We start from the raw sequence: 15,245 nt of genomic DNA, 5'->3' as shown, positions 1-15,245 counted from the left end.
TCGGGGCGAGCCTCGGGACGGGGCCGCACCGCGCGGGTCAGTACCCCTCCGGCTCCCCTTCAGTGGTTCCGGTGACCAGCGCCAGCAGGCCGGCCTCGTCGAGCAGGTCGACCGGGCGCACGGTGACGGCGGCCGCGACGTGGTGGAACCCGGCGCTGACCCGCTCGACCGGGACGCCGGTCAGCCGTGACCAGCCCAGCCGGTAGGCGGCCAGCTGCACCGCCGCGGCCGCGAGCTCCGCGCCCGACGGCGGGGGGCCGGTCTTCCAATCGACCACCTCGAAGCCGCCACTCCCGTCGTCGAAGATCGCGTCGATGCGGCCGCGCAGGGTGAGCGGGCCCAGGGGCGTCTCGAACGGCACCTCCACCTCGACCGGCTGCCGGTCGGCCCACGGGCCGGCGAGGAACGCCTCCTGCAGCGCGGCGAGCGCGCCGTCGGGGGCGGCGGACTCGTCGCCGGAGCCGGGCAGCTCGTCGAGGTCGAGCAACCGGGCGGCGCCGAAGCGCTCCTCCAGCCAGGCGTGGAAGGCGGTGCCGCGACGGGCCAGCGGCGCAGGCGCGGCGGGCATCGGCCGGCGCAGCCGCCGGGCCAGCTCGGCCGGGTCGCGGCGCAGCGCGACCAGCTCGGACACCGACAGGTGGCTGGGCAGCGGCACCTCGACGGTCGGGCGGGCGGTGCGCCGCCGTTCGCGCAGGAGCAGGTCGGCGTCGCGCACCCACCGCTCCACCTCGGGGTCGGCGCTGCCGAGGGCGGCGTCCGGGTCCAGCGGGTGCGGGGCGGCGCCGGCCACCAGCTCGGCCGCGGCGGTGAGCGCCCGGCGGCGCGGCGGGGAGAGCGGGTCAGCGGGCCAGACGCCGACCGGCCACTCGTCGAGCGCCGGGTTGGTGGCGCCCTCATCGGGTCGCTCGGTCCACGCGACGACGACGCCGGCGCCGGCGGTGCACGCGCGGCGGACCGTGTCGAGCAGCACCGACGGGCCGTTCGGCTTCACGCCCTCGCGCCACCAGCTGCCCGAGCACACCAGCAGGTGCTTGGCGCGGGTCACGACGACGTAGCCGAGCCGGATCTCCTCGGCCTCGCCGAAGCGCTTCCACTCCTCGACGTAGTCCTCGAGCGCGGCGCGCACCGCGGCCTGGTCGCCGGAGCCGGGCACCGGCAGCCGCAGCTGCGGCAGCTCCTCGCGGTCGGTGGTGCGCAGGTCGACCGGGACCGCGCCCGGGTCCTTGACCCAGGAGTCGCTGGTGTCGGTGCGGGAAGGGAACTGGTCGGCGGTCATGCCCGGCACGGCGACGACGTCCCACTCGAGGCCCTTGGCCGAGTGGCCGGTGAGCAGCTGGATCGACTCGGGGTCGACCGCGACCTCGCCGGGCTCGAGGCCGCGCTCGCGCTCCTCGGCGTCGCCGAGGTAGCCGAGGAAGGCCGGCAGCGAGGGCAGCTCGGCCAGCTCGGTGAACTCGGCGGCGACCGCGTGCAGCGCGTCGAGGTGCGCCCGCGCCGAGCCGGGACTGACGCCCGGCGCGCTGGCCAGCTCGGTCTCCAGGCCCAGCACCCGGGCGACGTCGTCGACCAGGTCGGGCAGCGACTCCCCCAGCCGGCCGCGCAGGTGGGCCAGCTCCGCAGCCAGCCGGCGCAGCCGCCGGTACGCGGCGGGCGAGTAGGCGGCGGGGTCCCCGAGGTCGTCGAGCGCCTCGACGATGCTGCCGCGCTCGGACGGGCGAGGGTCGTCACCGTCCTCGCGATCCGGCTTCCGGGAGTGCACCAGCGCGCGGGCCCGGGCCTCCAGCGCGGCGAGGTCGCGCGGGCCGATCCGCCAGCGGGCGCCGGTCAGCAGCCGGCCCATCGCGTCGCCGGCGCTGGGGTCGACCAGGACGGTCAGCGTCGCGACGACGTCCGAGACCTCGGGCACCTCCAGGAGCCCGCCCAGGCCGACGACCGTCACCGGCAGGCCCCGGGCGCGCAGCGCGGCGGCGATGCCGGGCAGCTGCTTGCGGGTGCGCACCAGCACCGCCGTCGTCGGGGGCCGGCCGTCGGCGCGCGCCGGCAGCGCGGGGTCCGCGCCGCGCCAGCAGGCGGCCAGCCGGTCGGCGAGCGCCTCGGTCTCCTCCGCCACGGTGGTGTAGAGGCCGGCGGTGACCAGCCCGTGCCCGGCGGTGGGAGCCGGGGCGAGGTCGGGCAGCGGCACGTCGGGCGCCGGCAGCAGCCCCGCGACGGCGTTGGCGACGGCGAGCACCGCGCCGTCGTTCCGCCAGCTGGTGGCCAGGGTGAGCCGCTGGGCGTCCGTCCCGCGGACGCCGGGGAAGGTGCGGGCGAAGCGCTCGATCGTGCCGGCCGACGCGCCACGCCAGCCGTAGATCGACTGCCGGGGGTCCCCGACGGCGAGCACCGCGTGCCCGGAGGTGCGGCCGAACAGCGCCTCGAGCATCCGCAGCTGTCCGACGCTGGTGTCCTGGTACTCGTCGAGCAGCACGATCCGCCAGCGGGCCCGCTCGCGGCGACCCACCTCGGGCGCGGAGACGGCGACCCGCGCGGCCAGCGCCACCTGGTCGGAGTGGTCGATCGCCCCGGCCGCCCGCTTGCGCGCCTCGAACGCCTCGACCAGCGGCAGCAGCGCCACGCGGGCGCGCTGGCGGGCCAGCATGTCGAGCACCGGCTTGTAGGGGCCCCGCTTGCCCTTCGCATCGGGGTAGCCGGCGACCCGCCGCTCCAGCTGCGCGGTCCAGGCGCGCAGCCGGTCGGCGGGGATGTCGTGCTCGCCCAGCTCGCCGGCCAGCGCCAGCACGTCCTCGACGGTGGTCAGCGGCGTGAGCTGGACGTCGTCCATGTCGCCGGTCCAGCCGGACACGACGGACGCCGCCTGCCCCCAGCACATCGCCGGGCCGAGCACCCCGGCGCCGGGCTCGACGCCGATCCGGAGCCCGTGCTCGCTGACCAGCGACGCCGCGTAGCCGTGGTAGGTCGACACCGTCGGCATCGCGACGGCCAGCCGCTCCCGGAGCTCCGGGTCGGTCTCCGGGTGCCGGGACAGCGCGCCCAGCCGGATCCGGATGCGCTCGTTGAGCTCGCTGGCCGCCTTGCGCGTGAACGTCAGCCCGAGGATCGCGTCGGGGCCTACCAGCTCGTTGGCCACCAGCCAGCAGACGCGGGCGGCCATCGTCTCGGTCTTGCCCGACCCGGCACCGGCGACGACGACCAGCGGCCGGTCGGCCGGCGCCGACACCACCCGCGCCTGCTCGTCCGAGGGCGCGTAGGTCAGGCCGCAGCGCGCGGCGACCTCGGCGGGGGTGAGCGTCCGGCGCTCCCGCACCGGCTCGGGGGCAGCACCGAACAGGGCGTCGTCGAAGGAGAGCTGCGCCTCCGCGGTGGGCGTCCGCCGACTCACGCGTCCTCCTCGCTGGCGCTCGTCGGCCGCGTTCGCCGGACTGCTGTGCCCATGCGTGGGCTCGCGAGCTCGCTCACGACGTGACCTGCCGGCCGCGCTCGTGCAGCGGGCAGCTGCGCCGGGCCGGGCACCGGGAGCAGTGGCTGCCGGTGCGCACCTCGAAGGTGGCCGCGCCCATGCCGTCGCCGACCTGCGCCACCAGCTCCCCGGCCCAGGTCTCGGTCACCGGGACTTCGGCGGGCAACGGGTCCTGCGCCTGCTCCTTGGCCCTCGTCCCGGAGCCGACCTGCAACAGCGCCGCCCCGCCGGGCGCGTCGCCGTGCGCGCCGAACGCGCCGGCCGCGACGGCCACCTGGTAGGCGGCCAGCTGCCCGTGGGTGTCGATGTCGCGGGCGGCGGTGCGGCCGGTCTTGAGGTCGACGACGACCAGCCGGCCGTCCCCGTCGCGCTCGAGCCGGTCGACCTGGCCGCGGATGCGCGCCCGGCCGACGGTGACGTCGAAGTCGGTCTCGGCGCCCACCAGCTCGCGGACGTTGCCGACGTGCCAGCGCAGGAACCGGTCGAGCATGTCCCGGGCGGCGGTCCGCTGCCGCTGGTCGGCCCAGCCGGGACCGAGGTCGAGCTGGTCGAGCTCCTCGGCCAGCGCGGCCGGCGCCTCGGCGGCGGGCAGCCCCTCGGCCACCTTCTGGGCGACGGCGTGCACCGCCGAGCCGACGGTGCGGGTGGCGTCGGGCGAGGCCTCGGCGCCGACCGCGCCGAGCACCCACTTCAGCGGACAGCGCTGGAAGGTCTCGATCGCCGACGGGCGCACCCGCACCGGCTCGCCGTCGGGCACCAGCGGGGCGTCGTCGGACAGCGGCGCCAGCCCCCACCAGTCGGCCGGGGAGGCGCCGGGCACGTCCTCGTCGGCCAGCCGGCGCAGCACCGCGGCGGCGGCCGACCGGCGGGCCGGCTCGGTCTGCGGGTCGCTGACCGCCCGCCGCAGCTCGGCGACCAGCGCGGGCAGCGTGAGCGAGCGCGGCAGCGGAGTCAGCGGTCGGCCGTCGTCGGGCGGGGCGACGACGAGGTCGAGGAATCGGGAGGCGGTCGCGCCGGCGTCCGGACCGTCCAGGGCACCCTCGACGGCGGTGACCACCAGCCGGCGGCGGGCGCGGGTGCAGGCGACGTAGAACAGCCGCCGCTCCTCGGCCAGCATGTGCACGCGCCGGTCGATCACGGCGCCGTCGATGCCCGCCACCCGCTCCACCAGCAGCTCGGTGCCCAGCAGCGTGCCGCGGTCGCGGAGGTCGGGCCAGATGCCGTCCTGCACGCCGGCCACGCAGACGACGTCCCACTCCAGGCCCTTGGACGCGTGCGCGGTGAGCAGCCGGACGGCGTCGGCCGCCGACTCCCGGCCCGCGCCGGCGACCCCGGGCAGCTGCTGGGCCGACAGGTGCTCGACGAAGGCGCCCACGGTCGCCGAGGGCAGCCGGTCGACGAAGCCCGCCGCGGCGTCGAACAGCGCAACGACGGCGTCGAGGTCGCGGTCGGCGACCGCCCCGGCCGCTCCACCGGCGGCGCTGGCCCGCGCCCACCGGCCGGCCAGCCCGCTGCGCTGCCAGATCGCCCAGAGCACGTCCTCGGCGGAGCCGTCGCGGGCCAGTGCCACCCGGCCGGCGGCCAGCACGTCGGCGACCCGACGGGCGGGACGGGCGACGGCCTCGGGCAGCTCCACCAGCAGCGCCTCGTCGGTGAGCGCGGTGGCCAGCGGCGCGCCCCGCTCGTCGGCGTCGACCCCGCGCCGGGCCTGCGCGATCCGCACCGCGCGGCGCAGGCGGCGCAGGTCCAGCACCGTCGCGCCGCCCAGCGGGGAGGTCAGCAGCGCCTCGGCGCCGATCTCGTCGAGGGCGAGCGCGCCCGGCTCGACGCCCGGCTGCGGCAGCAGGGCGGTGAGCGCGGCGAGCAGCGGTGCGACGGCCGGCTGGGCGGCCAGCGGCAGGTCGTCGGTGCCGACCTCGACGGGGACGCCGGCCGAGGTCAGCGCCCGCCGCAGCGGCCCGACGGCGAGCGCCGTGCGGACGACGACGGCCATCTCCGACCACGGGACGCCGTCGACCAGGTGTGCGCGGCGCAGGGTGTCGGCGACGTAGGCGGCCTCGACCGACGCCGCGCCGAAGACGTGCACCTCCGCGGCACCCTCCGCGGCACCCTCGACCGCGGCCAGCCGGCGGTGCTCCCACGGGCCGGGCAGCGCCTCGGCGACCCGCCGGCTGACCGCCAGCAGCGCCGGGCCCGAGCGCCGGCAGACGCCCAGCGACAGCCGCGGTGCGGGCCGGCCGGTGGCGGTGCGGAACCGCTCCGGGAACTCGACGATGCCGCGCGGCTCGGCACCACGGAAGGCGTAGATGGCCTGGTCGGGGTCGCCGACGACGACCAGGTCGCCCCCACCACCGGCGAGCAGCTGCAGCAGTTCCACCTGTGCCGGGTCGGTGTCCTGGTACTCGTCGACGAACAGCCAGCGGGCCCGCTCGCGCTCCGCGCGCAGCAGTGCCGGGTCGTCCTCGAGCTCGGCGATCGCGGCCCGGACCAGCTCGGCGGGGTCGTAGCCCGACGCGTCACCGCCACCGGCGGTGGAGAAGGCGGTGACCGCCTCGTACTGCTCCTGGAAGGCCGCGGCGTGCAGCCACGCCTCGGTGCCGGTCTCGCGGCTCCAGGCGGCCAGCACCTCGGGGCCGACGCCGCGCTCGGTGGCCCGCAGCAGCAGGTCGCGCAGCTCGCCGCGGAACCCGGCGGTGGTCAGCGCCGGCAGCAGCGACTCCGGCCAGCGCACCGCACCCTCCCCGGCCAGGTCACCGCGGAGCAGCTCGGCGACGACAGCGTCCTGCTCGGCGGCGGTGAGCAGCCGCGGGGGCGCCTCCCCGCGCAGCAGCGCCGCGCGTCGCAGCACGCCGTAGGCGTAGGAGTGGAAGGTGCGGGCCAGCGGCTCCCGGATGGTGCGCGCCACTCGCGCGGTGACGCGGTCGCGCAGCTCCGCGGCGGCCCGGCGGCTGAAGGTCAGGACGAGGATCTGCTCGGGGTCGACGCCGCGGTCGATCCGCGCGGCGACCGCCTCGACGATGGTCGTCGTCTTGCCCGTGCCGGGGCCGGCCAGCACCAGCAGCGGCCCGCCCGGGTGGTCGACGACGGCCTGCTGGGTGGGGTCGAGCCGGGGTCTGCGCACCGGCGCGACGGCCGGCTGCACGAGGCGGTAGACCGGCGTCGACTCGTCCCCCCGCAGTGCCACCCCCCGATGACACCACGAGCGGCCGACGATCCCGGGAGGGACGGGCTCCCCCGGCGCGGCAGTGCCCCCTCGGGGGTCGGTGCCGTCATCGCCGTCCACAGCCTCTCGATCGGCGTGGAACACCGGGACGGCGTTGTGCGCGTCCGCGGCCTACTGCGTACGCGCGTCGTGCCAAGGGCCAGCATCGAGGGGATCACGGGCCTTCCCGCTCTTCGTTGGCGCGACGGTGAGGGCGGGAGAGGGTGGATCCCGATCATGTTCCTGGGCGACAGCCCGCGTGCCACCAGCCACCTCCGACGGCACGACGCTGCGGAGCTGGACCGCCTGCGCAGGTGGATCCTTCGGCCACGTGCCTGACGCTGCCCTCCGTCCCACGGCGGCCCACCACGGGACACCGAGGGCTTCGCTCCACAGGTCCCTCGTGCGTCGTCCCGACCGACCCCTCACGGTCGTGGACGAGATCGTCCGAGCTGGCCGGCATCGACCGGCAGGGGGTAGATGGGCCGCCCCCTCCTGTCACGAGGAGCTCGGCGTGCACGACCATCAACTGCGTCTCGCACTGTTCCTCGGTCGCTGCCGAACGACCCTCCACGACGGGACTACGCGATCCACGTCGACAGCTGGCTGTGGAGTCGCACGATCCGCTCAGTCCGGCGGAACAGGATCGGTCGACGGGGAGCGGACGTCAGCGCGGTACCTCGCGACCAATGGCCGCCAGTCACCTGGGAACGGGCGGCCCAGGTGTCCTCGAGGCGGCGCACTGAGGGGCCAGTGGGTTCAGCGCCGCAGACAGCGGCACGCCCGTGACCGATCTGTTGACCCGGGGCCGCCTCGAGGGCTGCCGCCACATCGAGAAGCGGGATGACCAGCCGGCCGGGCGGCAGGCGCTTCGGCCTGTAGGCGTGGCCGAGCGGTCCACGCAGGGTTGACGCGCGGAGGATTGCGCGCCGAAGATCGAGCGTCCCGAGTGCCCTCACGTCCCTGGACGGTGCCGGTGCCGATCGAGCGTGATCCTGTGGGACTGGGCGGCTGTGATCCTCCCCCATGACGAGGCCGGCAGTGGGCCGGCCGTCGTACTGATCCACGCCGGTATCGCCGACCGCACGATGTGGTCGGAGTACGTGGAGCGCCTGGCCGACGCCGGCTACCGGGCGGTGGCCGTGGATCTCCCCGGCTTCGGCGAGGCGCGGGTCGCATCCGGCGAGCAGGCTCCGTGGGCGGATGTCCTGCGCACGATGGACGGGCTGGCCATCGTGCGTGCCGCGCTCGTCGGCAGTTCCTTCGGGGGCGCGGTGGCGCTCCGGGCGGCGTTGGTTGCGCCCGACCGGGTGTCGGCGCTCGCGCTCATCTCGGCTCCACCGCCCGCGCTGGAGCCTTCTCCCGAGCTGAAGGCCGCCTGGGAAGCGGAGGAAGCGGCACTGCAGCGCGGAGACATCGAGGCCGCCGTCGAGGCCGTCGTCCACGCGTGGACACTGCCCGACGCGTCGCCGGAGCTGCGTGAGCGGGTGGCCGCGATGCAGCGGCGTGCGTTCGCGCTGCAGGCCGAGGCCCCGCCGACGACGGAGGCCCCCGACCCCGTCGAGCAGCGCCCCGACGCCCTCGCCCGGCTGAGCGTCCCCACGCTCGTGGCGGCGGGCGAGCTGGACAAGCGCGACTTCCGCCAAGGAGCGGAGGCGATGGCCCGAGCACTGCCCCGTGCGCGCCACGCCGTCATCGAAGGCGCCGGTCACCTGCCGCCGCTCGAGACGCCGGAGACCTTCTGGGAGCTGATGCTGGCCTGCTTGTGACGGTCTCCCTCGAGCCTGCGGCCAGCAACGTGGCGATCACCAGGTGACGCCACGCTGCGCCAGGGCCGCCTCCATCTCCAGACGCTGCACCCCGTCGAACGGGGGGCGCCCCGACCATGGGATCTCGAGGGCCGTGAGGCACGCGCACAGGGTGTCGTCGTAGGCCAGGCTCACGCTGTGCAGTCGCGCTGCGCGGCACGGCAGATCGGAGTGCTCGATTCGGCAGTAGTCGCGCTCGAGCCGACGCAGATCGTCCACGAGTCGGTCGATCTCCGGGCTCGGGGATTCGGCGCCTGATCGGGTGGCGCCATTTCCGCGGGTCCACCACTCGAGCGCCTTGGCCATGGCGATGAAGGATCCGGCAGGCGCGAACGTGAGGACGGCGTAGAGGAGGAGGTTCATCGGTCAGGCACCTCCCAGGATGTGTCCTGTACCGAGACAGAGCGCGTCCCAGCTCCGGGAGATACGGCCCACGGCGAGGACACCGGGTCGGGATCGTGGGTTCCTGTGGCTGCAGCGCAGCGCGCGTTCGGCCGGGACTCGGAGCACCGACCGTGCTGGAGACCATGCTGGACGGCCGGCGATCTCACCGGGTCCTCGCACGACCGGCTGCGCCGGGACGCGTCGACGTCGGCGGACGCGCCCCGTGCACCTGTCCCTGCGGCCGCCCCTGAGGTGAGCCGGCGGTGGTGCGCTCAGGCGGCCCGCTGGGGGGCACGGTCGGTCCAGGGACGTCGCCGGAAGCGCCTCCAGGGCGCCGGGTGCCACGAGAGCACCGCGCTGGACTCCACCTCACCAGGTGTATCTGGCTGCTCTCAGGGCCAGGCGACGGCGGCCAGGTCGACCCGGCCGGACCGCACCGGCACCCCCTCGGCGGCGAGCAGCCCGAGCTGCTCGACCCGCACCGGCTCGGCGACCGACCCGTCGGCGCGGACCACCCGGTGCCAGGGCACCGCGCCCCCGCCCTGCGAGAGCGCGCGGGCGACGCGCCGCGGCCCGACGCCCACCAGCCGGCCGATCGCGCCGTAGGTGCTCACCCGCCCGGGCGGGATGCGCTCCACGACGTCGAACACCGCCTCGTCGACGTCCAGCGGGGAGGCACCCGGGGGTCGTGGTCCGCCGGGCGCCCCCCGGCTCACAGCACGTAGTCGCTGTTCGTCGTCCACCAGTCGTAGAGCGCGCCGAGGTCGGCCTGGGTGCTGCCGGAGCCCACGACGATGCCCTCGGTGAGCGCGACGCGGTCGGTCCAGTACAGCCACGTCCGGCCGTCGATGAGCGCGCACGCGAAGAGTCCGGTGCTGCCGCTGCTCGACCACTCGCCGGAGCCCTGCCCATTGGCGCAGTCCGGGTCGCCGGGGAACGCGGCGATGCCGCGCGACTCGACGTCCTGGGTGAACACCTGGTCGAGCGTCTCCACGTCCTCGTAGAGGTGGAACTGGGCCTCCTGCGGACCGGGCTGGGTGAGCGCCGGACCGCACCGGGCCGCGGCGATGTCGCCGTCGCCGTGCAGCTCGATGGGCTGGCAGCCGGTCAGGTCGGTCGGGAGGGTGGCGACGAAGTCCTGCTCGGGCGCCGCCGGGGCGCTCGACGACGGTGCCGCGCTGCTCGACGACGGCGAGGAGCGGGTGGTCGACTCGCTCGACGACGTGGCGCTGGAGGAGCTCGCGGCCGGGGCCGGGTCGTCCCGCATCGTGAACAGCAGGACGGCGCCGAGAGCGACCACCAGGACCACCGCGGCCACGAGCCCGATCACCAGCCCCCGCCGGCCGCCGCCCTGGCCGGGGCCGCCGGGCCCGCCGGGTGGCCCGTAGGCGGGCTGGCCGTACTGCGCGAAGGGGCCCTGCTGGCCGTACTGCCCGGGCTGGCCGTAGGAGCCCGGTTGCCCGTACTGCCCGGGCTGGCCGCAGGAGCTCTGCTGTCCGGGCGGACCGTAGGAGGTCGGCGGCTGGTAGGGACCGGCCTGCCCGTACTGACCCGGCTGGCCACCGCCAGGCTGCTGCCCGGGCGGTGTGCCGCCCGGGCCTCCGGGTGGCTGCGGTGCGTTCCAGGGGCCCTGACCGGGTGCCGGCTGGTCGGGTCGGCCCGGCTCGCCGGACGAGCCGTGGGAGGACGGACCCGAGGGCGGCTGACTCATGTGGCACACCTCCCGCTGGTCGAGCGCGAGGCAGCTTAGAGGCGAGGGGACCGCGTGGTGTGCCTCCGTCGCGCGGCGGCCGAGATCAGCTGCGGCGGCCGTACCTGCCGAGCAGCCGAACCTGCGGCGGGGCGGTGCGCGGCACGTCCAGCGGCGGGTCGAACAGGCCCCGGACGCCGTCGGCGGGGAGCCGGTCGGCGACCACCAGAGCCGCCGTGACCAGTGCCGGGTCGAGCTCGGTGTCGCCGTCGGTGGCGCTGGCGAGGTCCCAGGAGTGCACGGTGAGGTCGGCGGTCAGCTCCTCGAGGTACTCCGCCGCCGAGGTCGGGCCGCGCTGCAGGTGGACGGTGTGCAGCAGCGCGCGGTCCTGCGCGAACGCGGCCAGCGCACCGTCGGCGGCGGACTCCCAGCCGGTCAGGGGGTCGTCGCCGAGCAGGTCGCTCGTCTCGTCGGGGAAGCGGCCGTCGATCAGGTCGAACGGCTCCCCGGCCAGCAGCGGCGGCGCCCAGAGGGACTCGGACACCAGGTGCGCCACGAGGTCGGCGACCGTCCACCCCGGCAGCGCCCCGTCGTCCCACTGCCCGGGTCCCACCGCGTCGACGCGGTCGGTGAACGAGGCCTGGGCGCGCTGGAACAGCGACAGCAGCTCGGCGGGGGCGAATTCGGCCATGCAGGAAGTAGACAGCGCGAGCGCCCGGCCCGCCCCGTGCGGGACGAACCGGCGAAGGACCACCCTGCCCCCACCGTGGAAGGACCCCGTCCTCCCCACCCCTTGCTCCGCTCGGGGCGGTGCCGTGGACGGGGCCGGCGGCGGGACCCTGCAGGGCGGCCGGGGGCGAGGAGGTCCTTCCTTAGTAGGTGGGCAGCGCCTTGTCGATGCGCGTCGCCCAGGCGGTCACGCCGCCCTGCACGTGGACGGCGTCGGAGAAGCCGGCGTTCTTGACCGCGGCGAGCACCTCGGCCGAGCGGACACCGGTCTTGCAGTGCAGCACGATCGGCCTGTCCTGCGGCAGCTGCGCCAGCGCGCGGCCGGAGAGGATCTCGTCCTTGGGGATGAGCTTCGCGCCGGGGATCGACACGATCTCGTACTCGTTGGGCTCCCGGACGTCGATCAGCTCGAAGTCCTTGCCGGCGTCCATCATGTCCTTGAGCTCGTCGACGGTGATCGTCGAGCCCGCGGCCGCCTGCTGGGCCTCGTCGGAGACGACGCCGCAGAAGGTCTCGTAGTCGATGAGCCCGGTGATCGGCTCGGCCTCCGGGTCCTTGCGCACCTTGATGGTGCGGAAGGTCATCTCCAGGGCGTCGTAGACCATCAGCCGCCCGAGCAGGGTCTCGCCGATGCCGGTGATCAGCTTGACCGCCTCGGTGGCCTGGATGGCGCCGATGGTCGCGCACAGCACGCCGAGCACGCCGCCCTCAGCGCAGCTGGGCACCATGCCGGGCGGCGGCGGCACCGGGTACAGGTCGCGGTAGTTCGGCCCGTGCTCGTCCCAGAAGACCGACACCTGGCCGTCGAAGCGGTAGATCGAGCCCCACACGTACGGCTTGCCCAGCAGCACGCAGGCGTCGTTGACCAGGTAGCGCGTGGCGAAGTTGTCGGTGCCGTCGACGATGAGGTCGTACTGGCCGAAAATCTCCATCACGTTGTCGCTGTCCAGCCGCGTCTCGTGCAGGCGGACGTCGACGAACGGGTTGATCTCCGTGATCGAGTCGCGCGCGCTCTCGGCCTTGGACCGGCCCACGTCGGACCTGCCGTGGATGATCTGGCGCTGCAGGTTCGACTCGTCGACGACGTCGAACTCGACGATGCCCAGCGTGCCGACCCCGGCCGCGGCCAGGTACATGAGCACCGGGGAGCCCAGGCCACCGGCACCGACGGCGAGCACCTTGGCGTTCTTCAGCCGCTTCTGCCCGTCCATCCCGACGTCCGGGATGATCAGGTGGCGGCTGTACCGGCGCACCTCGTCGATCGACAGGTCGGCGGCGGGCTCGACCAGGGGTGGCAGGGACACGAGTGCGCTCCTCATACTCGACAGCGGCCCAGCGCAGGCCGGCGTTCGTGCGCACAACAGCGTGGCCGGCCGCGCCATTCCCCTAGCTCCGGAGGTCCCGGCGCGCGTAGCCGGCGATCCCGGCCGCGCCCAGGACGACGGCCACGAGGAGCAACCCCACGGCGCCGCCGACGTCCACCGGCTCGGCCGGGACGGCCGCGAGGTGGGCGAACGGCGAGAGCTCGCGCACCCACGACGGCCAGCGGAAGCTGTCGGCGAGGACGAGCAGCAGGTACCCGCCGGCGGCGGGCAGCACGCCGACCGCCAGCACCGCCGAGGGCAGCCACCCGAGGGCGAACAGCGCCGCACCGAGGCAGAGCAGCGCCACCGGGACGACGGAGAGCGCGCCCCGCAGCGCCTCCCCGGGCCCGAGACCGGCGTCGACCCAGGTCGCCCCCGCCCACGTGGCGACCCCCGCCGCCGCGGCGACCACGACGGCCCCCACCGCGACGACCGCGGTCTCCCAGGCCAACCAGCGCACCCGCCCGACGGGACGGGAGTAGAGCAGCGTCAGCCGCGACGCCGTCTCGTCCGCCGCGACCGCCGCCACCCGGCCGGCGGCGTAGGCGCCCACGGGCACGGCGAGCAGCGAGAACAGCGAGGCGGCGTAGCCCTGCACGGAGGCCAGCCGGGCGAACCCTGCGGCGGCCGCGAGCTGCGCGAAGACCGGGTTGTCCCGCAGGAAGTCCAGCATCGCCGTGGCCAGCAGCCCGATGAGCAGGAAGTAGGCGGCCACGCCCAGCGACCAGGTCAGGGTGGGTCGCCGGGTGCGGTGCACGGCCAGGCCGGGCAGGGACCGCAGCAGCCGGCTGGGCGCCCGGCCGCGGTCCCGGCCGCGCCAGTGCCCGGTGCCGACGTCCCGCGACCCGGCCAGCACCAGCGCGACGGCGGCCAGGACGGCGACCTGGCCGGCCAGCACGAGCAGCGGCGTCCACCGGTCGTCGGCGTAGGGCGCCACGCGCGTCCCCAGCCCGAAGGGGCCGGCCCAGTGCAGCCACGCCAGCGCCGGGACGCCGTCGCCCACCATGCGGGCGAGCAGGCCGGCGAGGAGGAGCCCGACGGCGAGTCCCGAGGCGGCGCGCCGCTCGGTCAGCAGCTGCCCCGCCAGGACGCCCAGCGCGCCGCCGGCCGCCGCCGTCCCGCCCGTGACCGCCCCGAAGAGGACCGCACCGGTCGGCGCGGTGCCGACCACCAGCATGCCGACGGCCACCGCGGCGCCCACGACCGCGCCGGCGCCCAGGAGCACCGCCAGCGCCCGCCGCACCAGCAAGGTGAGCCGCACCCGCCCGGCGAGCAGCAGCTCGGCCCGCCCGGCCTCCTCCTCGCCGCGGGTGACGCGGGTTCCGGCCAGCGCCGCCCAGACCCCCACGAGGACGGCGAGCACCGTGCCGGTCCGCCAGACGGTGAACCCGCCCGGGTCGTCGAGCGCCACGGGCGGGCCGAACAGCGTGCGGATCGCCGGGTTCTCCGCCAGCGCGGTCAGCGAGTCGACGCCGACGGCGCCGCTGAAGGTGCGCTCGTACTCGGCGGCCACGAACGCGGGCAGGACGGCGCAGACCCCCGCGACGACCGCCGTCCCCCGGCGCAGCTGCCGGACCAGGGCCCGGGTGACGGCGGCGCCCGCACGAGGCGGCTCCCCCGGCCGCGTCGCGACCGCCGTGGCTCGCGGCGGCGTCCGCGTGGTCACGCCGCCGCCTGCCCGTAGTAGTCGAGGAAGATCTCCTCGAGGCTCGGCTCGCGCACGTCGAGCCGCACCACGTCGGCGTCCCCGAGGGCGCGCAGCACCGGGCCGGGCGGGCCGGTGAGGGCGAGGGTCAGCTCCAGCGGCGACGTCCAGCGGACGTCGGCCACGCCCGGCAGGCCGGCCAGGGCGTCGAGCGCCGGCTGCGGCCGGGCGAGCTCCACCGCGACCTCCGAGCGGCGCAGCCGGCGCAGCTCCGCGAGCCCGGCGACCTCGACGAGGCGACCGGCCCGGAGGATCCCGACGCGGGTGCACACGGCCTCGACCTCGGCGAGCTGGTGCGAGCTGAGGAAGACCGTCTGGCCGCGTCCGGTGGCCTCGGCGATGCAGCGCCGGAACTCGCGCTCCATCAGCGGGTCCAGGCCGCTCGTGGGCTCGTCGAGCACGAGCAGCGGCGCCCGGGTGGCGAAGGCGGCGACCAGCGCGACCTTCTGCCGGTTGCCGGTGGAGTACGCCCGGGCCCGCTTGCCCGGGTCGAGGCCGAACCGCTCGACCAGCTCGGCGCGGTAGACCAGGTCGGTCCCGGGGCCCACGCCGGCGAGCAGGTCGAGGCACTCCTGGCCGGTGAACGACGGCCACAGGGCGACGTCCGCGGGCACGTGCGCCAGGTACCGGTGCGCGCGCTCGACGTCGGCGGCCGGCGCGTCGAACACCCACGCCGTACCGGCGGTGGGGCGCAGCAGCCCGAGCAGCACGCGGATGGTCGTGGACTTCCCCGCGCCGTTCGGACCGAGGAACCCGAACACCTCGCCGGCGGCCACCTCGAGGGTGAGGTCCTCGACGGCGTGCGTGCGGCCGAAGTGCTTGGTCAGGTGCTCCGCGCGCAGGGCGGGGGCGGCGGTGGGGCTCGCCATGTCGGCGCTCCGATCGACGTCGAGGACACGACTGCCG

At 76.1% G+C, this 15,245-nt stretch carries 10 protein-coding genes; 1 reads left to right on the top strand and 9 read right to left on the bottom strand.

Annotated features, from left to right (window positions below):
• Positions 1-37 precede the first annotated feature (37 nt).
• The gene (locus BLW63_RS05890) at positions 38-3,379 is read right to left on the bottom strand and encodes an ATP-dependent helicase (protein ID WP_091152501.1); all 3,342 of its coding nucleotides are present in this window, start codon (positions 3,377-3,379) and stop codon (positions 38-40) included.
• Positions 3,380-3,452: 73 nt separating this feature from the next.
• Positions 3,453-6,641, bottom strand: coding sequence for an ATP-dependent helicase (locus BLW63_RS05885; protein ID WP_211517027.1), 3,189 nt, complete (start codon positions 6,639-6,641; stop codon positions 3,453-3,455).
• Between the two features lie 1,007 nt (positions 6,642-7,648).
• On the opposite strand from BLW63_RS05885, the gene BLW63_RS05875 reads away from it, so the two are divergent.
• Positions 7,649-8,428, top strand: a complete 780-nt coding sequence (locus BLW63_RS05875) for an alpha/beta fold hydrolase (protein ID WP_091152497.1) — start codon at positions 7,649-7,651, stop codon at positions 8,426-8,428.
• 36 nt (positions 8,429-8,464) lie between these two features.
• On the opposite strand, the gene BLW63_RS05870 is transcribed toward BLW63_RS05875, so the two are convergent.
• The 7 genes from BLW63_RS05870 to BLW63_RS05840 form a co-directional block, all read right to left on the bottom strand.
• The gene (locus tag BLW63_RS05870) at positions 8,465-8,830 is read right to left on the bottom strand and encodes a hypothetical protein (RefSeq protein ID WP_091152495.1); all 366 of its coding nucleotides are present in this window, start codon (positions 8,828-8,830) and stop codon (positions 8,465-8,467) included.
• A gap of 413 nt (positions 8,831-9,243) precedes the next feature.
• Complete coding sequence (locus BLW63_RS05865) at positions 9,244-9,567, bottom strand: MGMT family protein (RefSeq protein WP_244522391.1); 324 nt, start codon at positions 9,565-9,567, stop codon at positions 9,244-9,246.
• Positions 9,564-10,562 (bottom strand): hypothetical protein, encoded by a 999-nt coding sequence (locus BLW63_RS05860; protein WP_091152493.1) that lies wholly within the window; start codon positions 10,560-10,562, stop codon positions 9,564-9,566. Before BLW63_RS05860 ends, BLW63_RS05865 begins: the two co-directional genes overlap by 4 nt.
• A gap of 85 nt (positions 10,563-10,647) precedes the next feature.
• The gene (locus tag BLW63_RS05855; protein ID WP_091152491.1) at positions 10,648-11,232 is read right to left on the bottom strand and encodes a TIGR03086 family metal-binding protein; all 585 of its coding nucleotides are present in this window, start codon (positions 11,230-11,232) and stop codon (positions 10,648-10,650) included.
• 181 nt (positions 11,233-11,413) lie between these two features.
• Positions 11,414-12,574 carry an adenylyltransferase/sulfurtransferase MoeZ gene (moeZ, locus tag BLW63_RS05850; RefSeq protein ID WP_091152489.1) on the bottom strand — a complete coding sequence of 387 codons (1,161 nt, stop codon included), beginning with the start codon at positions 12,572-12,574 and terminating at the stop codon, positions 11,414-11,416.
• A gap of 82 nt (positions 12,575-12,656) precedes the next feature.
• Positions 12,657-14,300 carry a hypothetical protein gene (locus tag BLW63_RS05845; RefSeq protein ID WP_091152487.1) on the bottom strand — a complete coding sequence of 548 codons (1,644 nt, stop codon included), beginning with the start codon at positions 14,298-14,300 and terminating at the stop codon, positions 12,657-12,659.
• Positions 14,297-15,208, bottom strand: coding sequence for an ABC transporter ATP-binding protein (locus BLW63_RS05840; protein WP_091152485.1), 912 nt, complete (start codon positions 15,206-15,208; stop codon positions 14,297-14,299). The genes BLW63_RS05845 and BLW63_RS05840 overlap by 4 nt, the downstream gene beginning before the upstream one ends.
• Positions 15,209-15,245: the final 37 nt, after the last annotated feature.

This window comes from Geodermatophilus africanus, from assembly GCF_900107105.1.
GTDB lineage: Bacteria > Actinomycetota > Actinomycetes > Mycobacteriales > Geodermatophilaceae > Geodermatophilus > Geodermatophilus africanus.
This window is presented reverse-complemented; position numbering and strand designations above follow the sequence as displayed.

What these genes read in the sequence shown, in the direction of transcription:
- BLW63_RS05870 (WP_091152495.1), bottom strand. Translation starts at nt 8,830, where the DNA reads ATGAACCTCCTCCTCTACGCCGTCCTCACGTTCGCGCCTGCCGGATCC.
- BLW63_RS05860 (WP_091152493.1), bottom strand. Translation starts at nt 10,562, where the DNA reads ATGAGTCAGCCGCCCTCGGGTCCGTCCTCCCACGGCTCGTCCGGCGAG.
- BLW63_RS05855 (WP_091152491.1), bottom strand. Translation starts at nt 11,232, where the DNA reads ATGGCCGAATTCGCCCCCGCCGAGCTGCTGTCGCTGTTCCAGCGCGCC.
- BLW63_RS05840 (WP_091152485.1), bottom strand. Translation starts at nt 15,208, where the DNA reads ATGGCGAGCCCCACCGCCGCCCCCGCCCTGCGCGCGGAGCACCTGACC.